This is a genomic window from Agrobacterium sp. DSM 25558, from assembly GCF_900100825.1.
GTDB lineage: Bacteria > Pseudomonadota > Alphaproteobacteria > Rhizobiales > Rhizobiaceae > Agrobacterium.
In genome coordinates, this window is sequence record NZ_FMUD01000001.1 from 144710 (window position 1) to 162282 (window position 17573).

At 55.4% G+C, this 17573-nt stretch carries 23 protein-coding genes; 5 read left to right on the forward strand and 18 right to left on the reverse strand.

The features are described from left to right. Nucleotides 1–11: 11 nt before the first annotated feature. From fghA to DSM25558_RS00775, 13 genes are all read right to left on the reverse strand, one after another. The gene (gene fghA, locus DSM25558_RS00710; protein ID WP_077100824.1) at nucleotides 12–845 is read right to left on the reverse strand and encodes an S-formylglutathione hydrolase; all 834 of its coding nucleotides are present in this window, start codon (nucleotides 843–845) and stop codon (nucleotides 12–14) included. Between the two features lie 27 nt (nucleotides 846–872). Further along, nucleotides 873–1535: a DUF1345 domain-containing protein gene (locus DSM25558_RS00715; RefSeq protein ID WP_077100826.1), complete on the reverse strand. Its 663-nt coding sequence runs from the start codon at nucleotides 1533–1535 to the stop codon at nucleotides 873–875. A gap of 19 nt (nucleotides 1536–1554) precedes the next feature. Beyond that, on the reverse strand, nucleotides 1555–2001 hold the full coding sequence (locus tag DSM25558_RS00720) for a YaiI/YqxD family protein (protein ID WP_077100828.1): 447 nt from the start codon (nucleotides 1999–2001) through the stop codon (nucleotides 1555–1557). A 282-nt stretch (nucleotides 2002–2283) separates the two neighbouring features. Then, complete coding sequence (locus tag DSM25558_RS00730; RefSeq protein WP_244554082.1) at nucleotides 2284–3507, reverse strand: multidrug effflux MFS transporter; 1224 nt, start codon at nucleotides 3505–3507, stop codon at nucleotides 2284–2286. Between the two features lie 98 nt (nucleotides 3508–3605). Further along, nucleotides 3606–4025 (reverse strand): hypothetical protein, encoded by a 420-nt coding sequence (locus DSM25558_RS00735; RefSeq protein ID WP_077100833.1) that lies wholly within the window; start codon nucleotides 4023–4025, stop codon nucleotides 3606–3608. Nucleotides 4026–4501: 476 nt separating this feature from the next. Beyond that, on the reverse strand, nucleotides 4502–6283 hold the full coding sequence (locus DSM25558_RS00740) for a chloride channel protein (protein WP_077100835.1): 1782 nt from the start codon (nucleotides 6281–6283) through the stop codon (nucleotides 4502–4504). Between the two features lie 35 nt (nucleotides 6284–6318). Further along, nucleotides 6319–7149 (reverse strand): MBL fold metallo-hydrolase, encoded by an 831-nt coding sequence (locus DSM25558_RS00745; RefSeq protein ID WP_077100837.1) that lies wholly within the window; start codon nucleotides 7147–7149, stop codon nucleotides 6319–6321. A 3-nt stretch (nucleotides 7150–7152) separates the two neighbouring features. Continuing rightward, a complete protein-coding gene (locus DSM25558_RS00750; protein WP_077100839.1) occupies nucleotides 7153–7935 on the reverse strand; it encodes a TatD family hydrolase in 783 nt (260 codons plus the stop codon). A gap of 6 nt (nucleotides 7936–7941) precedes the next feature. After that, nucleotides 7942–9492, reverse strand: a complete 1551-nt coding sequence (metG, locus tag DSM25558_RS00755; protein WP_077100841.1) for a methionine--tRNA ligase — start codon at nucleotides 9490–9492, stop codon at nucleotides 7942–7944. Between the two features lie 95 nt (nucleotides 9493–9587). Beyond that, the gene (locus DSM25558_RS00760) at nucleotides 9588–10613 is read right to left on the reverse strand and encodes a DNA polymerase III subunit delta' (protein WP_077100842.1); all 1026 of its coding nucleotides are present in this window, start codon (nucleotides 10611–10613) and stop codon (nucleotides 9588–9590) included. Beyond that, nucleotides 10610–11296 carry a dTMP kinase gene (gene tmk, locus DSM25558_RS00765; protein ID WP_077100844.1) on the reverse strand — a complete coding sequence of 229 codons (687 nt, stop codon included), beginning with the start codon at nucleotides 11294–11296 and terminating at the stop codon, nucleotides 10610–10612. The genes DSM25558_RS00760 and tmk overlap by 4 nt, the downstream gene beginning before the upstream one ends. Nucleotides 11297–11369: 73 nt before the next feature. Next, entirely contained in the window at nucleotides 11370–12536 is a 1167-nt protein-coding gene (locus tag DSM25558_RS00770) for a D-alanyl-D-alanine carboxypeptidase family protein (protein ID WP_077100846.1), read from the reverse strand. Nucleotides 12537–12674: 138 nt separating this feature from the next. Beyond that, nucleotides 12675–13730: a septal ring lytic transglycosylase RlpA family protein gene (locus DSM25558_RS00775; RefSeq protein WP_371479246.1), complete on the reverse strand. Its 1056-nt coding sequence runs from the start codon at nucleotides 13728–13730 to the stop codon at nucleotides 12675–12677. 473 nt (nucleotides 13731–14203) lie between these two features. On the opposite strand from DSM25558_RS00775, the gene DSM25558_RS00780 reads away from it, so the two are divergent. The 3 genes from DSM25558_RS00780 to DSM25558_RS00790 are packed head-to-tail and all read left to right on the forward strand — an operon-like array spanning nucleotide 14204 to nucleotide 15430. Continuing rightward, entirely contained in the window at nucleotides 14204–14485 is a 282-nt protein-coding gene (locus tag DSM25558_RS00780; RefSeq protein ID WP_077100848.1) for a hypothetical protein, read from the forward strand. Further along, nucleotides 14482–15108, forward strand: a complete 627-nt coding sequence (locus tag DSM25558_RS29170) for a hypothetical protein (protein ID WP_077100850.1) — start codon at nucleotides 14482–14484, stop codon at nucleotides 15106–15108. The genes DSM25558_RS00780 and DSM25558_RS29170 overlap by 4 nt, the downstream gene beginning before the upstream one ends. 49 nt (nucleotides 15109–15157) lie before the next feature. Next, complete coding sequence (locus DSM25558_RS00790; protein ID WP_077101441.1) at nucleotides 15158–15430, forward strand: hypothetical protein; 273 nt, start codon at nucleotides 15158–15160, stop codon at nucleotides 15428–15430. An 18-nt stretch (nucleotides 15431–15448) separates the two neighbouring features. Here DSM25558_RS00790 and DSM25558_RS00795 read toward each other — a convergent pair whose 3' ends face one another. Genes DSM25558_RS00795 through DSM25558_RS00815 form a run of 5 tightly spaced genes read right to left on the reverse strand, consistent with a single transcriptional unit; the run spans nucleotide 15449 to nucleotide 16663 of the window. Then, nucleotides 15449–15706 (reverse strand): hypothetical protein, encoded by a 258-nt coding sequence (locus DSM25558_RS00795; RefSeq protein ID WP_077100852.1) that lies wholly within the window; start codon nucleotides 15704–15706, stop codon nucleotides 15449–15451. Then, nucleotides 15703–15891 carry a hypothetical protein gene (locus tag DSM25558_RS00800; RefSeq protein ID WP_077100855.1) on the reverse strand — a complete coding sequence of 63 codons (189 nt, stop codon included), beginning with the start codon at nucleotides 15889–15891 and terminating at the stop codon, nucleotides 15703–15705. Before DSM25558_RS00800 ends, DSM25558_RS00795 begins: the two co-directional genes overlap by 4 nt. Continuing rightward, the gene (locus tag DSM25558_RS00805) at nucleotides 15888–16100 is read right to left on the reverse strand and encodes a hypothetical protein (protein WP_143239970.1); all 213 of its coding nucleotides are present in this window, start codon (nucleotides 16098–16100) and stop codon (nucleotides 15888–15890) included. Before DSM25558_RS00805 ends, DSM25558_RS00800 begins: the two co-directional genes overlap by 4 nt. Then, nucleotides 16097–16420 carry a hypothetical protein gene (locus DSM25558_RS00810; protein ID WP_077100858.1) on the reverse strand — a complete coding sequence of 108 codons (324 nt, stop codon included), beginning with the start codon at nucleotides 16418–16420 and terminating at the stop codon, nucleotides 16097–16099. The genes DSM25558_RS00805 and DSM25558_RS00810 overlap by 4 nt, the downstream gene beginning before the upstream one ends. Before the next feature lie 54 nt (nucleotides 16421–16474). Next, on the reverse strand, nucleotides 16475–16663 hold the full coding sequence (locus DSM25558_RS00815) for a hypothetical protein (RefSeq protein ID WP_077100860.1): 189 nt from the start codon (nucleotides 16661–16663) through the stop codon (nucleotides 16475–16477). Nucleotides 16664–16791: 128 nt separating this feature from the next. On the opposite strand from DSM25558_RS00815, the gene DSM25558_RS00820 reads away from it, so the two are divergent. Both DSM25558_RS00820 and DSM25558_RS00825 read left to right on the forward strand, forming a co-directional pair. Continuing rightward, nucleotides 16792–17037, forward strand: a complete 246-nt coding sequence (locus tag DSM25558_RS00820) for a helix-turn-helix domain-containing protein (protein WP_077100862.1) — start codon at nucleotides 16792–16794, stop codon at nucleotides 17035–17037. Next, a complete protein-coding gene (locus tag DSM25558_RS00825; RefSeq protein ID WP_077100864.1) occupies nucleotides 17034–17540 on the forward strand; it encodes a hypothetical protein in 507 nt (168 codons plus the stop codon). The genes DSM25558_RS00820 and DSM25558_RS00825 overlap by 4 nt, the downstream gene beginning before the upstream one ends. Nucleotides 17541–17573: the final 33 nt, after the last annotated feature.

Here is a 17573-nt window from a genome sequence, read left to right on the forward strand (position 1 = left end):
CTAGCTGAGCGTCAGCCGAGCCGCTCCGCATGCCATTTCAGGTGATCATCCATGAAGGTCGAGATGAAATAATAGGAGTGGTCGTAACGCTCGTGCATCCGCAGCGTCAGCGCAATATCCGTTCCCTTGACCGCGTCCCCGAAGAGCCACGGGCGCAGGCCATTTTCGAGGAAATTGTCGGCCTTTCCCTGATCAATCAGGAATTCCGGAAAGCGCGCACCGTCTTCCACCAGCGCGCAAGCATCGTATTGGCGCCACGCGGCCTTGTCTTCACCCAGATATTTTTCGAAGGCGGGCTCCGACCAGTCGGCGGAGGAGGGGGCGACGATGGGGGCGAAGGCTGAGCAGCTTTTGAAGCGATCCGGGTTCTTCAGCGCAATCGTCATGGCGCCGTGGCCACCCATGGAATGGCCGAAAATACCCTGACGGCTCATATCAACCCGGAACTGTTCCGCGATCAGCGCCGGCAGTTCCTCGGTGATGTAGCTGTACATCTGATAATGCTCGGCCCAAGGCTCTTGCGTTGCATCGAGGTAGAAGCCGGCGCCCTTGCCCATCTGCCAGTTGGTCAGCTCATCAGCGACATCGTTGCCGCGCGGGCTGGTATCGGGGCAAACCACAATCAAGCCGAGCTCCGACGCCATACGGCGATATTCGCCCTTGTCCATGACATTGGCATGGGTGCAGGTCAGGCCAGAGAGATACCACAGAACCGGGCAGGGCTCTTGTATCGCTTTTGGGGGCACGTAGACGGCAAATGTCATCTCGCAATTGGTGACGCTTGAATCATGCGCAAAAACGCCCTGCATGCCGCCAAAGGCGGAGTTTTGAGAGATGATTTTCATGGAGCTATTCCTTGTATGAAGACACGTTCAGCCCGCCAGCGAGACAGCGGCGTTGACGGCCGCAGCGACGAGAACGGTGTTGAAGAAGAACGAGACAATGGAGTGCAGAAGCACGACTTTGCGCATCGATGTCGTGGTGACGGCGACGTCTGATGTCTGTGCCGTCATGCCGATGACGACCGAAAAATAGAGAAATTCGTAAATCCCCGGCTCGTTGGTATCGGGGAAATCCATGCCACCGCGCGGTTGCTTTTTCTCATGAGCTCTAGATGGCCGCCAGAACAGATGAGCGTAATGAAGCGCCGTCATCGTATGGATGGTCAGCCAGCCGAACAAGACCGATAAAAACGCGAGCGTAAGCGACCACGCGGTTTCGCCAGCCGTGTGATTGAGCGCAATGAACAGTGATGCGACGGAAACACCCACCGCCAGAAAGGTTATGGCGATGATTGCGATCGCCGGCAGATCGTCGCTGTCGGCATGCGCTTTCATATGCGCCGCGGTGAGGCGAGGGAGGTGAAAACAAATGATCCCGAGATAGGTCAAAAAGAAAGCGATAGCCGCGCCTTCGACCGCCAGAGACGGTATGGCGACCAGCAGCCCCACCAACACCAGCGCGCTGAGCGCAACAGCGATCAGAAAGGGCCGATGCCTCGAATAATTGCTAACCTTCTGCTGCGGTGTTTTCATCGATGTTCTCCAAATCGACCTATTTCTTGACCCGACGACACATGCGGTCAAGCGTTTCCAGAAACTGGGATCGATCACGGGGCGAGAACGCGGCGTTGTAGCCCTTGCTCTCACCCGTTTCCCGCAGATGCGCGCCAAGATCACGCATCGCCGTTGCCATGCCGATATTGCTTTTATCAAAAGTCCGGCCAGTCGGCCCTGTGACCTGCGCACCATTGGCGACGCAACGCCCCGCTAAAGGCACGTCGGCGGTAATGACGATATCGTCCTCGCCTGCATGTTCCGCAATCCAGTCGTCGGCGGCGTCGAAAGAGCTGGATACGATGACGTTCTTCACCATCGGATCGCGCGAAGGCCGCAGCCCGGAATTGGCAACAAACGTCACCTCAAGCCCATGCCTCTCAGCCACCTTCAAAATCTCCGGCTTCACTGGACACGCATCGGCATCAACATAAATCTGCGGCATCAACACTTCTTCTCAAACGAACTCAGACAGTCTTTTAGAAGCGCGGCCGCAATTTCCCAAGAGCTATTTGCGGGTTGCCGCTCATTCGAAAAGCAAGAGCACGAATATAGTAACGAACATGAGGGCAGCGACGATATAACTGGATTTCCAGGTTGGGAAAATCCATATGAAGCGGCTGGGAAACAAAAAGCGGTTCAACAGGAATGCTCCTGAATACATACCGGCTAAGAACAAGCTCGCTACGACGTCATGTGTCGTGATCATTCGGGCCTCTCATAGACATCAACCGTCAGCCGCTTGCACCGCCGAGGCGTCGCTACGCAAAGCCACTTCCGCCACCACAAGCGCGCTGATACCCGCAACGAAAAAGCCAACGGATATATATACGACCGTCCCATCATAAAGCCGACCGAAAGCAATGGCGAAGAGCGTCGAAACAAGGCTCGACCCCGAGGCGATGATGGATGCGCCGAAGCCGGCGATCTGTCCAAGAGATTGCATGGCCAAGGCATTCAGATTGCCGAACAGCAGGCCCATGGTGAAAAAGGTGATGAAGAGCATCACGAGGAAAGCGGGAAAAGGCAGGTGGTTTCCGTAAGCGATGGAGGCGATCATCATAACAAATGTTATGCTTGCCAGACCGATGAAAGCCCCACGCGCCATGGCCTCCATGCCGAAGCGCTGAACGAGCCTCGCATTTATGAAAAAGGCCAGCGCCATGGAGATGGCAAGCCCGGCGAAATAGAAGGGCAGGGTCTCTGCAACGCCATAGGCATCATAGAAGATGTCGGCAGCCGTGCTGAGATAGAGGAGTTGCGCGCCGAAGACGAGGCCGCTTGCCACAAACAGCAACGTGACGCGACGGTTGGAAAGGATGCGGATGCCATTGGCCACAAGCAGACGCGGGCGAAATGGAATGCGCCGGGCAGCAGGCAATGTTTCCGGATGCCGAATGGCCAGCCAAAGGCCAAGCGCGAGAGAAATCACCAGATAGGCGACGAAGACACTGCGCCATCCCGCAATGTAAATCAGTCCCTGCGCCAGCGCGGGCGCAATCATCGGCACCAGAATGAAGAGGGTGAACATGAAGGACATGACACGTGCCATGGCATTGCCTTCGAACTGATCGCGGATCATGGCACGCGTTGCGATCTTCGGGCCGGACACACCGATGCCCTGCAAAAATCGCCCGACAATGACCATCTCCAGCGAATTCGCCAGCATCGCGATGACGGTGCCACAGAGATAGATGCCGAGCCCGAACAGAAGCGCGCGTTTCCGCCCAATCGCATCGGATATCGGCCCCAGCATCAGCTCGCCAAACGCCATTCCGAAAATGAACAGCGAAATGACGTGTTGGGTAGAGAGTGGCGGTGGCGTACCCAGCTCAGCTCCAATCGCGCGCAAGCCGGGCAACAAGGCGTCGATGCTGAGCGAGGTCAAGGATGTCAGGAGTGCATAAAGGATAAGGCGTTCGCGAAACTGCATGGAAATGAAATGAGCCATTGTAGAAAAGGGATCAGAACAACTTATACGAAATGCGGAAGGCCACAATGGTTTGATATCATTGAAATTTCTGAATACTCAGCTTTATTGTGTTCAAGCTATCGAACGATCAGGAAAACATCGCCGATCTTGCGCCGAGGCTTCAGTACCAGTTTGATTTCGCCGCGTTCGGCACCATCGAAAATTTCAAATGACCGTTGGTTCTGCAAACTCAACTGCGATCGACCTGACACAAACGAGCAGTCCTCAGAACATTGAATAACCATCGTGCCAAGCTCGCCATCTTGCTGTTGATTGAGTGTGATGGAAAGTTTGATACGAGGCTCAGCACTGGAAATGACATCACACTCTTCATTCACCCGACACATGGCCGTTCCCAAAAATGGGTCAGCGGTGCCATCAAGCATGATTGCTGCCTGAACATGATGGCTCTCGGAATTTGCTGTCTGGGCAAAGGAGGGCGACGACGATCCTAAGGCGACCAGAAACACCAGTTGACTCAGGCGACAGCGGCTCATTCGTGGTGGTCCTCGGTCCATTTATGATGCCATCTGCGTCAACATGGCTGATGTTGCATGCGGCGATTACGATGTAGTGCTCTTCAAGATCGATAGCGCAACGTAATGGCTGGAAATATTCAAAATGTCAGATTGGGTAGATTGGTTTCCGATTGTCTTCTTTCCGCTGAAGATTCTCGTGTTGGGCACGGGCATGTTCTTCTCCATCAAGTGGCACTACGATCAGGGGAATAACAAGAAGTGATGAGACCAGTGGACTGTGGGCGTCTGACATCCGTTGGCATCGACACAGTCATGGGAGAAGGATATCGCATCTATCTTTCTCGACGGTGGTATTCCCGTGTCACAGCCACACACAAAGATCGCATAAGATATATTATGGAACTTTTATGGATTGGTATGCTGCAGAACTTGATCGGTCTAGAAAATTCATAATCCAATAGAATCAATATTCTCTACCGAAAACCTAAACCAACCTATATCTCTCCCGACGCCTCTCGACGTCTGATTTCCAACTCTTCGCTGTATCTTCTCAGCGTGTGGCTTTCCGTCAGCAGACCTATCGGTCGGTTTTCGATTTTGTCGTTCACCACTGCCAGTGCTTCGCTCTGTGTGGCGTCGAACAACGCTGCGGCCTGGCGTGCGTTCATGGTCGGCAAAAGCACATCGGTTTTATAGCGCAGATAGGTTTCGAGACTGATCGTTTTGGAATCGCGCTCCATGGGATCGGCGTAGATTTCCGGCACCAGGACCATGCCGGCGTAGCGGCTGTCGTCGTGGGTCATGATGACGCGTTGGGTTGAGCCGAGCGGGAATTTTTCCTTGAAGGCTGCAAGGCCGATGCTGACCGGTTCCTTGCGAATATCGGCGCGCATCATTTTGCCGACGGTCAGATCTCTAATCCACCCGATGTCATGGGCGCTGCGAATGCTTTCACCGCGCAAGTGAAAACGCCATGTGGCGAAGGAATAGCCGAACGTCGTTCGCACCACCAACGATGTCGTCATCACGGCTGCGAGAACCAGCACCGTTATCTGGAAGTCACCCGTGAGCTCCAGAGCCAGAAACGTCATGGTCAATGGACCGCCGATGATCGCCGCTGCGAAAGCGCTCATGCCGATCACGGCATAGACGATGGGCTGGGTATCGCCGTAGCCGATATAGGGCGCGCAGATCGCGAAGATCTTGCCCAGCAGCGATCCCATGAACAAGGACGCGAAGAACAGGCCGCCGCGAAAGCTGGAGCCGATGGAGATTGCGCTGGCTGCGGCTTTGAGAATGAAAATGCCCGCCAGTCCGGCAATCGTCATATTTGCATCGAGGTTGAGATGCAGCGCGCCGTGGCCGCTGGACAGCACCTGCGGCGAAATCAACGCCAAAACGCCGACTGCAACGCCGCCAATGGCAGGCCGTAGCCAGATGGGGATTCTGCTTTTCCGCGCCGTTTCCTCGATGAATGACACCGCCTGCATGAGGACGATGCCGACGCCAGCGCAAACGGCACCCAGAAAGATTGCCGGCACATAATCCGGTGGCGTGACTTCGCTGGAGCCGAATATGTCGATGCTGAGACCGTGCTGGGACAACAGCCCCGTGACGATGGTTGCGACCAGTGCGGAGACGATCAAAGGCGCGAGCGTGACGATCGTATAGGTGCCGATGATGAGTTCGATGGCGTAGAACGCACCAGTCAGCGGGGCGTTGAAGGCGGCGGCAATCGCGCCTGCGGCTCCACAGCCGACAAGGATACGCATGTCCCCTCGCCTCAACTTCAGCTTCACACCCAGCTTGGATGCGACGCCACTGGCCACCTGCGTATAGCCAGCTTCGAGCCCGACAGACGCGCCAAAACCGTTGGATACGATGTTTTGCAGGCAGACGATAACGCTATCGGTCAAAGACAGACGCCCACCATGCAGAGCATTCGCCTCGATAGGGTCGATCATCGGCTTTTTTCGCGTTTTGGAAAGGACGAAAATGATGATGCCAAGAACGACGCCACCCGCCAGTGGCCCCAGCAAAACGATCCAGCCGGAGAGATCGCTACTGCTCAGACGCTCAACGCCGAAGATGAGGACATGCAACGCGGTCGTTATAGCACCGATCAGCACAACAAAAAGGCCCGCGGCAATACCGACGAAGAACGCCAGAATGACGAGCGCGATTTCGCCACGCCGGAAGATCGCGCGTAGGCGGCTGGAGCGCAGATTGTCGAAGAAGCTTGCCATACTGGGCGCACGGAAAGGCTTGGTCGACATGATATCTCCTCCGGCCGTCTGCTCAAGCTTCTAGATCAGAATGCCTCAGCCGACATATCGATTTCAAAACGCATCTGGTCGTAGCCCGGCTCGACGTGATCGGGCGTTTCTCCCATGACTATGTCATAATCCAGCGGCGTATGCATGTGTGTGAGGATCGCCCGTTTGGGCGCGAATTTTTCGATCCAGCCCAGCGATTGCTCGATGGAAAGATGGCTGGGATGAAAGCGATATTGCAACGTATCGATGACAAGCACAACAAGCCCACCCAAGTTGGCGATGGCCTGTCCCGTAAAATCGCTGACATCGGTGCAGTAGGCCACATTGCCAATGCGAAAACCCAGCGAATGGGTGTCGCCATGCTGTTGCAGGTGTGGCTTGAACGTGATGGTTCCACCTGCCCCGTTGATGGCTATTTCGGCTTCCAGATCACCGATGAGATGTGGCTCGACGATGGGCGGGTAATTGCTGCCCGGCGGCGTTTCCAGGCAGTAGGGAAAGCCATCGCGAATGCGCTGCATCGTCGCCGGGTCGGCATAAATGGGAATGCGCTGGCGGCTGGTAATGAAATATCCGCGCAGATCATCGATACCATGCAGATGGTCGGCATGGGCGTGTGTGTAGAGAACCGCATCGATATGTGCGACTTTTGCGGCAATCAGCTGCGCACGAAGATCCGGCCCGGTATCGATGACGACAGTCGTGACGCCGCCATCCGGGGCGAATTGCTCCACCATGAAGGCGGCACGGGTGCGCTGGTTTTTCGGATTGTCAGGGTTGCAGGCACCCCAGTCGCCGTTGATACGCGGCACGCCGGGCGATGAGCCGCAATCGAGTATCGTGAACCGACGCCGAAAGCCTACCACAGCCTAAACCTTCGTCATTTTCGAAAAGCAGCGAAACGCATTTTCAGTGGTGATCTCTGCCATGCGCTCATAGGCAATGCCGTGAACCTCGGCCAGAACTTCCGCCGTGTTGACGACGTAGGAAGGCTCGTTGCGCTTTCCGCGCCAGCGCTTCGGTGCCAGATAAGGCGCATCCGTTTCCACTAGAAGCCGGTCTAACGGAACGGTTGCTGCGATATCGCGGATATCCTGCGATTTCGGAAATGTCAGAATGCCGGAGAACGAGACGTAACCGCCAAGCTCCACGCCAACTTTCGCCAATTCCGGCCCAGCTGAAAAGCAATGCAGAATGAAGGGGAAGGCGCCCTTCCCGTTTTCCTCACGCAGAACTGCAATCATGTCGTCATCGGCGCTGCGGCTGTGAATGACGAGCGGCAACTGGGTGATGCGCGCAGCCTCGATGTGGCGTCGCAGGCCGGTTTTCTGGTCTTCCGGCTTTTGCGTATCGTAGAAATAATCCAGACCCGCCTCGCCGATTGCCACGATCTTGTCGTGGCTGTTGGCCAGCCGCACCAGATCGTCTGCCATGATATCGAGTTCTTCATCCGCATTGTTCGGATGCGTGCCGACCGAGCAGAAGACCGAGGGATATTTTTCCGCGATTTTCAGCAGTTCGCCCAAGCGGGCAACGCGGGTAGAGATCGTCACCATCTGGCGAACGCCGGATGCGTGAGCGCGCGCGATGATATCGTCGCGCTCTGCATCGAAATCGGCAAAATCCAGATGGCAATGGGTATCGATCAGCATTTCTCTTTAAGCCTCTGGCGCCACGTAACGCGGGAAGACCGGCTTCGGCGCTTCGAGCGGCGTGCCTGGCACCAGACGTCCCGCTTCACCCAAAGCCGTGAAATCGCGCTTGTCCGCAGGTGCGGCTACGAGATCAAGCAGCTTCTCGCAAGAGCCGGGCATGAACGGCTGCAGCAGAATGCCGATCTGGCGCACCACTTCCGCAGTCACGTAGAGAACAGTGCCCATACGCTCCGGATCGGTCTTTTTCAGCGCCCATGGCTCCTGACCCGCGAAGTAGCGGTCGGTTTCCGAAACGACGGCGATGATGGCGGCAAGCGCCTTGTGGATCATCTGCTTGCCCATTTCGTCGCGGCATGTCGCCAGCAACGCATCGGCCGCCGCAACCATGGCCTTGTCTTCTTCCGTATAGGCACCCGGCGTAGGAACCCGCCCATCGCAGTTCTTGACGATCATGGAGAGCGAACGGCTGGCGAGGTTGCCGATACCGTTGGCCAGATCGGCATTGATCCGGATGCCGATGCCCTCTTCGCTGTAGCTGCCGTCCTGTCCGAAGGACACTTCGCGCAGGAAGAAGTAACGCACCTGATCCAGCCCGAAATGATTCACCAGATTGACGGGATCGACCACGTTGCCGAGCGACTTCGACATCTTCTCGCCCTTGTTGAGCAGAAAGCCGTGCGCATAAACCCGCTTGGGCAGCGGCAGACCGGCGCTCATCAAGAAGGCTGGCCAGTAGACCGCGTGGAAACGGATGATGTCCTTGCCGATGATGTGAACGTCGGCGGGCCAGTATTTCGCGCGCGGACCGTTCTTGTCTTCGATGTAGCCGGTCGCGGTGATGTAGTTGGTCAGCGCATCGACCCAGACATACATGACGTGCTTCGGATCGTCAGGAACCTTGATGCCCCAATCGAATGTGGTGCGCGAAACCGAGAGATCCTTGAGGCCGGATTTGACGAAGGACATGATTTCATTGCGGCGCTCGGCGGGGCCGATGAAGTCAGGGTTGTCTTCGTAAAGCTTCAGCAGCTTGTCCTGATATTCGGACAGCTTGAAGAAATAGCTTTCTTCCTCGACCCACTCGACAGGTGCACCTTGTGGACCATAGCGAACACCATCGGCACGCACTTCCGTTTCGTCTTCGGCGAAATACGCCTCGTCACGCACGGAGTACCAGCCTGCGTAGCTGTCCTTATAGATGTCGCCATTGGCCTCCATCAGCTTCCAGATGCTGCGCGAGGTCTCGTGGTGACGCTCTTCCGTGGTGCGGATGAAATCGTCATTGGAGGCGTTGAGCAGCTTGCCCATTTCGCGGAACTGGTCGGAGTTGCGCTGGGCCAGTTCTTCCGGCGTAATTCCTTCGGCGCGCGCCGTCTGCTGCATTTTCTGGCCGTGTTCGTCCGTGCCCGTCAAAAAGAAGACGTCCTTCCCATCCAGACGCTGAAAACGCGCCATGGCATCCGTCGCGATCAGCTCATAGGCGTGGCCGATATGCGGCTTGCCGTTGGGATAGGAAATCGCTGTGGTGATGTAGAAAGGTGTCTTGTCTGTCATGACGCTCAATCGGTTTTTACGGTCTGTTTTTGATAAACCGCTCTTAGCCTATTGTTCGCACAAGCGAAAGCAAAAGCAGTACAAAATCTACCACATCAAACCGAGCGCATGTCTTCCAGAATGGAAAGCACCATCTGCTTCTTGTCCAGATTATAGGCCTGCGCGATGGTGATGCGTTCCGAGAGTGAAGACGACAGGCGCGCGTGACGCTCTGCGGCATTGATGTCACCCGCAATGGCAGCCGCCCTCGCCCGGTCCATCAACGTTTCCGTGGCGTGTTCCATGAAGAAACCGAGGACGATGTCGCCATCCTTTTGCGCCAGAACATCGGCCAGCTTGTGCATCTGTTTTCGGGCAGACGGGCCGGTCGCGGTCATGACTTCACCGAAGACATCGACGATGTCAGAGCCGCCGTAGTTCAGCAACTTCAGCGCCTGCGAAACGCTGCCCTTGGAAGCGTCCAGAAGCGTATCGCGCTTGTCCGCAGACATCGTCAGCCCGAGATTTTGCAGCGCCAGTTCCATATCGTGATTCTGCAAAGGCAGCAGACGAAGCGGCATACAGCGGGAGCGGATGGTGGGCAAAAGCTTGCCCGGCGCGTGTGACAGCACCAGAAACATAGCCCGTTTCGGCGGCTCTTCCAATATCTTCAAAATCGCATTGGCAGCATTGCGGTTCAGATCATCTGCGGGATCGATGATGACGATGCGCCAGTTGCCGGTGCCAGAGGTCTGCGAAAAGAAATGCCCTGCCCTGCGCACCTCATCCACAGTGATCGCGGATTTCACCTTGCCAGTCTTTTCATCCACCGGGCGTGTGAGATGCAAGAGATTATGCGAAGCGCCAGAGGAAATCTGCCGGCTGACCATGGAATCCTGATCGGGATCGGCAATTCTTTCCGGTGCCAATGATGGCTCCGGGTGGGACAGGACATGGTTGGCAAAGCGGAAGGCCAGCGTCGCCTTGCCGATGCCTTCTGGCCCCTCTATGAGAATGGCGTGGTGGCCTTTTCCCGAACGGTAGGATTGCGCCAGAAACTGCTCCGCCTCGTCATGGCCGAACAGTTTGGTGTTTTCCTGCGGCGGGATGGCACCGTCCAGAACGCCCTGTACTTCGCTCATTGCGCGACTTCCGAAACGCTGGACATTTTGGCAAGCAGAGGCTCGACAAAGGAGAGAACGTCTTCTGTTACCTTCTCTTGCGGCTGATCTGCATTGACGATGCGGCAACGACGCGGCTCGTTGAGAGCAATGTCGAGATAGGCCTCACGGCGCTTCTCATGGGTTTCCAGTTCTTCTTTTTCGAAACGGTCTGGTGCTACACCCTCGTCCGCTCTCTTGCGCGCGCGGGCAAGACCTGCCGCGGCTGAAATGTCGAAGATCAACGTCATTTCCGGCATGGTGCCATCAATGGCGATGCGCTGCAGCGTTTCGATGAATTCCGGTTCGAGATTGCCCGTGGTGCCCTGATAAACGCGGGACGAATCGAGAAAACGGTCGCACAGAACGACGGCACCTTTTTCCAAGGCCGGGCGAATAACTTCCTCGACGTGATCATTGCGTGCAGCGGCAAACAGCATCGCCTCCATCCTCACGCCAAAGGGTTCTGCTGCACCGGATAATAGCACGTGCCGCACCGCTTCGGCACCCGGCGAACCGCCCGGCTCCCTGGTCACGACGACCTCAAGACCTCGTTCACGCAGCGTTTCTGCCAGAAGGCGAATCTGTGTGGATTTGCCAGCGCCCTCGCCGCCTTCGAAGCTGATGAACAATCCAGTTTTTTCGGGCCCAGTGTTTTCCGGCAAAATCTCTTCCTGACTTCAGCAGTTACGCCAGTTCGTGTTTAACCCATATCGGCGCGCGGTGAAACCTTACGCGCTATAACCAGAAGAACAGAAGTTCCTTCAGTGCGCCTGCCGCATTCTGGGTCAACGTTCCTTTTTCGACCGCAGCCGTGGTGTAAAGCGGCACTTCGCGAAGAAGCTTTTCGCCTGAAAAAATCTTCAGCGTCGCGGCATTATATCCGGCTTCCAGCGGCGCATTCAGCGGCCAGTTATAGACGATACGACCAGACAATCGATCTGGATTACTGATGGGGATCAATATGCTCACAGGTTCATGAACGGCAAGATCAATGGCCGCTGTCGAGCCGCCATAGACGCCGATGTTGCCGACAGTCTCGTCTTTCTGAAACAGATCGCGCTTCTGGAACGCCGTCAGCCCCCACTCCACCACCCGGCGCGCTTCTTCCTGACGCGTCTTGTCATCCGGCAGACCGGCAAGCGTGAGATAAATACGACGGCCATCGCGTTCCGCAGAAACGACGGAGGAAAAGCCGTGCCCTTCGGCAAAACCCAGCCCCAGCCCGTCTATGCCGTTTCCAAGCAGAGAATTCTTGTTGCGCTGGAAAATCCGGTTCCACTCGAAATCGGGCTTGCTGAACAGACCGTAGCGCTCGCCGAAAGTCTCATGGATGTGTTTTGCCAGTAGAACCATATCCCTGGCGGTTGTCTTGCTGACCTGATCCGGCAGACCTGTGGAGTTGGCAAAGGAACTGCTGGTCATGCCCAATGCAGCCGCACGTTCCGTCATGCGTTTGGCGAAAGCTGCATCAGATCCTGCCATACCCTCGGCAACAACAAGGCAGCCGTCATTGGCATTCTGCACGATGATACCGGTCAGAAGGTCATTGATACCGACGGATGATTTAAGGGCCGCGAACATTGTGGAGGTGCGCGACGGTGCCCCGCCTGTACGCCAGGCATATTCAGAAACCGGGTAGCTGGTCTCCGCACTAATCTGGCGCTTGGAGAGGGCATCCATCACCACCTCCACCGTCATCAGTTTGGCGAGCGAGGCTGGCGGAAATGGCGTGTTTTCATCAATGGCCAGCAGCACCGTACCGGTTTCGGCATCGATCATATAGGCCTGTTGAGCCTTGACGGCGATGCTGGCGGATTGTGCAAAGGCACCACTTGTTACCGCTGCAACGCAGGCAGCAGCCACCAAAAGCGCACGAAGATGTCGATAAATTGCTTTGCGCATCAAAATGTCAGCCCGCCAGTCTGTAGCACTATGCCAATGCAACGGCTCTGAGTGCCTTACGACGGATTGTCGTTGGCACCATCAGAATCGCTGCGCAATTGCGGATATTATGCGAGAGGCAGACTGAAAGGGCAAAAATCAGCGAGTTTTGCCCTGCTTGTTTTTCACAAAGCTGAGAATGGATTGTTCGGTTAGTTCGCCACGCTTGACGAGAACTTTGTCGAACGCGCTGGCAGCTTTGGAAACCGGTGCTTCTTCCGAGTAAGCGGCGGCAAACCGGCCCGCTGGTGTCGGCGCGCGCAGGAAGTTGCCTTCTGGCCGCTCAGTAAGGAACGGACCGATTTCAGGCAAGATCACAAACTGCTCACTGCCCTGCCCCATAACGGGAGCTGGACCGTTGACGAGCGGCATCGCCTGAAGCGCGTGGTTGCTCCTGGAGCCAACAAGCGCCGTCTGCGCAGAACCGCCATAGGCAGCGCTCTGCGGAATGGGAATGCTGGAACGGGAGGCTGATGCCACCATCACACCGCTGGCGATCTGTCCTTCAGGATTGATACCAGGATTACGCGAGCCTTTTGGCGAGTAAGACGCCATCAAATACGGCATGTCATGGCCATCGAGTGGTGCGCGTCCAACATATTGCACGCGAACATTGGCAGTACCGGTCGCCTTCATGTCCAGCAGGTCAGCGGTCTTGCTCGATACGTCGATCAAGCGACCTTCGTGGAACGGGCCACGGTCATTGACGCGAACGATAACGGAAGAACCGTTGTTGATATTGGTGACGCGGGCATAGCTGGGAAGCGGAAATGTCGGGTGGGCTGCGGACAGGTGTTCCTTGTCATAGGCCTCGCCATTGGCGGTCAACCGACCGTGAAACGCAGAACCGTACCAGGACGCAAGGCCGGACTTGTCGTAATTCTGCTCTTCCTTGGGGAAATAGCGGCGCCCCTTTACCGTATAGGCATTGCCGACGAGAAAACGTCCGCCGCCCTTTGGAATATTGGCACCATCTGCAACACGCGGACTAGCCTTCACGCCGTATTCGGACTCGGAAAAATATTCCTTGCTGCGCTTTGGCTTCGTCTCGGTTTTGGATGTCGTCGAACAGGACGCGGTCGCTGCGCAAAGAACGGCAATGCCGAGCCACTTCGCGCTCACACCGACTTTCGTAACCGTATTGTTCAAATTCATGCCCCGTGCTGCATCGGATCACATCAACTGTGACCCCTCTCAAGCTTCGATAGTCATGCCCGTGACATCGAAGCACCTAACAGCCGCTTAATCTTGCCCGCAACATGGCGAAATTACGAACGCTCTCCGCAGATTAGGTAAAATTGTAATCAACGTGGTTAGCGATGCGTTAACGAGGAGCCGCTGATTGTGCACCGAAATGCCTAAGCGAACGGATTGACGCGCTAGGGCAAACAGTTATAAAGCGTCGCGTAACACGGATGGGTGTCCGAGTGGTTTAAGGAACCGGTCTTGAAATTCGGTTATCGCCATATTCATCTGTATTCCATCATCCTTAGATAGCCTCAATTACAACGCTTTTCGAACAGTGCCGTGCCAGTCGGTGCGGCTCTATCTGCTATCGTGCTACCGCGTTCGGTAGCAATCCGGTAGCAAATCGTTCCCGTGGCGTTCACGCCGAGATGAATTCAGATATGGTCGATTTATCCCAAGCAATGACACCTGCAATGGTGGCTAAAACACTTCGCAATCGCGGGATCATGATTTCCGAACGAACTTTGAGAGAACGCGCCAGGCGGATCGGGGCATTCCGCGAAATCGGAAAGGCAATGTTCTTCATGCCGGAAGATATAGAGGCACTCTTGGAGGCAGCGAAGCCTGCGCAAAAGCCACCTACCCTCTCTGCAAATCAATGGACGGACAAGGACACTGCTAACCTACGCGCAACGTTGATTGCGAGGGAGCGGCGGAAGTGACGAAGAGAGCCCTCGTAAAGCAGGCCGAACTAAAGCGCATGGCAGCTATTGCTAAAAGCGAAGGCGTGGTGGTTTCAATTGAGGTGGATGGACGGAAGTTTTCGGTCAGCCCGTTCATTCCCGAGAGTACCCATGCGGGTACTCCGAGCCAGGGCCCTAATTCTCTTGACGAGTGGCAAGCCCAGCGGAAGGCGCGGTTCGGTGGTGACGACTCGTCGGCAGCAAACATCCCCAAGCTAAAAGACAACCGACGGAAAGTGATCGACGTCGATAAAGTTCTCAATGATTGGAACGCCTATCTCGGTTACGACCCTAGAACGATGAATGGAGACGACTACAAACGTTTATTCGCTGCTAAGGAGCAAAAAAGAAGGAAAGAAATTCCGAGCCTCCCAATGACAAAGTTGGAGAGGTCAGCTCTGCGGCAGCTCTTGGCATACGGAGTTGGCGTCTCAGTAAACAGCAGCCTCATCAAACCATGTGGGCCAGAAACTGAAGAGAGGTTGGAGGCTCGTGGCTTCATCGAATTCCAAATGCACGAGAAATTTCCGGATCAGGTGCAAGCCTACGTTCTCACAGAGGCTGGCCATGCCACGGCCGTCAAGCTTTTAGACCAGTCTTGACAGACGGGAACAGTCTGGCACGTTACGCCGACGAGGTGTGGGGGCCAGGATGGACAAGTTTCTTCAGGTTGTGGGTTGGGTCGGCATAGCAGTCGTTGCCGCTGCACTGCTCGCCGTCATTGTGAAATCAGGCACGAGCGAATATGCGTTGCTCGCGTTGTTAGGGGCAATGACGTGGGCTCTGCCGGCAGTGATCGGCTTTGTGATAATAGCGGCGTTTGGGAGCATGCTCTCCCAGCTTAAAGCCATTCGGGCGGCGTCGGAACGGCAGGCTGATATTTTCTACGAGATCATCTCCAGCCGAAAGAGACCGGGGGCGTAGGCAAGCGGACAAGCTCACTCATAGGCCACACCCTCCAGACAGACGGCCGCAACTATGGTCCATTTCGTCGCCAGTGAGTTCGGAATCGTCGGTTTCGAATTCGAGATCATCCTCGATGCGAGTGCCGATCCACCGGGCCTGGCCACCTATTGACGGTTCCAGATCGCCGCCCTCTTCGAGATCACAGTCGCCGTCCACAAGATCGAGGAGCGCAACAAGTTCCTCAATCTTGGCTTCGAGGCGAGCGCGGGTGACTTCGATGGGGGCGTGTCTCATGATTTGACTCCCATGTGGTCGATGATGCCTTTCGACAGATCCCGGGCAATCCACAGGAGACTATCGACGCGGCGATCAATCTCATCGCCTGCTTCAAACTGGACCAAGCATATCACGTCCAGCAGGTCGTGAAGGTTGTTGGCGGCGGATGCGATTTCGTTATCTTCCAGAATGACCTTGCTCATGCCAGTTCCTCCCGAAGTTCCTCGATGCGATCAACGATGACGCCAATGCGGCTTTCGATTTCATCGCAGACAGACTGCAGCGCGTTGGTTTTGGTCATATCACCTACGTCGCCAGCGGCCATGAACAGTGCGTTATTGAGGTGTTTGACTGTATGGATCATGTCAGTGATGTCGGCCATCCGACGACTTGCCAGTGATGGAGTGCTCATTCCATCTCCTCCCCGTTCCAAGCCGCATCGAACTGTTTCACGAGGTGGTTGCATCTGCTGGCTACGTTGTTGATCAGGAAGGACATCTGATCTTCTTCGCGGGTGGTCACTGCATAGGTAACGCATTTATCATTCCTCGCTGATACGCGGTTGGCAGTACCGAAGGTCTCATCGAAAATATTGGCCGCGAGATAGGACATGTGCATCAACTCGCGCACCGCGCCTTCGAGATTGCGCATCGCGCTAGCGACTTCCTCGTCTGTCGGTCTTTTCTCGGTAGGCATGGCTTCGCAAGAGGCCTGACCTGATAGGTTCGGCATTGGGTATCTCCAAATTTTTTAGGAAGAGGGTTTGCGTGGCTGTTCGCCGTTCGATTATGCGTGTTCGAGAACTCTGTGGTTCCGCTCGATCGACACTGCAGCTCCACCGATAAACTTCGGCTGGCGTGGTGCCGGAACAACCAAGGCTGCACCGTTGTCGCGTTCAGCGCGCTCGAAGGCTGCTTTCAGCGCGGGATTGGTGAAGAGGCTGGAGAGGCGAACCTGTGCTTTATTGCTGGTCATGATATTTTTTCCTTTCTAGGTAAACATTTTCTGTCTATAAATAAACCATAAGAGTTAACCATGGTCAATGGAAAATGTTTACTCGTAAGCAAAAAATGTTTATACGGGTGGAATAGCAAGAGGAACAGATGTTGAAAGCAAGCCAAATCCGAGCCGCAAGGGCACTGTTGAACTGGTCGCAGAATGAGCTGGTCGAGAAGTCTGGCTTATCTTTGACGACTATCAGGCGCATGGAAGACGACAAGATTGGACCAGAGAGAAGCTCTGCCGGTAACGTCGCAGCCATAACAAAAATCATTGAGGAGGCAGGCGTGACTTTTCTTCACGAGGGTGACCAGACACCGGGTGGAGCTGGTGTGAGGATTAGTGAATGAATATCGAAACCTCGCCCTTCTACGACGAATGGAAGAACCAAGCGGAAGCTGAGCGTTATCGAATTTCCGCCCGAGAATATCTTGAACATTGCAAGACCTATCAGGCTGCTAGCCGCGCTGGTCATATGGACTATGGGAAGTGGCTGATCGCGTCTCTTCTAGCAGTTCATGGTGGTTCGATCTACGCGATATCAAGCATTCGAAACTCTGTAGGAGCCAAACAGATACCCGGCTTGATCGACGCAGCGGCGTTTAATCTTGGCGGCATTTTTATGGTTCTTGTTGCCGGGTTTTTCGCTTGGTTAAATCTGCAAGCTGCGGAATCGCTTTACAACAAATGGAATGACTCAGCTGTGCTTTACAGATCTGACATGTTCCAGAGGGATGACGGAAAGACCGATCTCGTCACCGCCTCCATATGGGGTGCAGCCGCTTTTGGCTTGATGTCTGGATTTATGTTTCTGGCAAGTGCCGTAACCGTCGTAAACACATTGAAGCTTTAGTCGCGAGAAACCCGCTTATCAATACCTATCCGG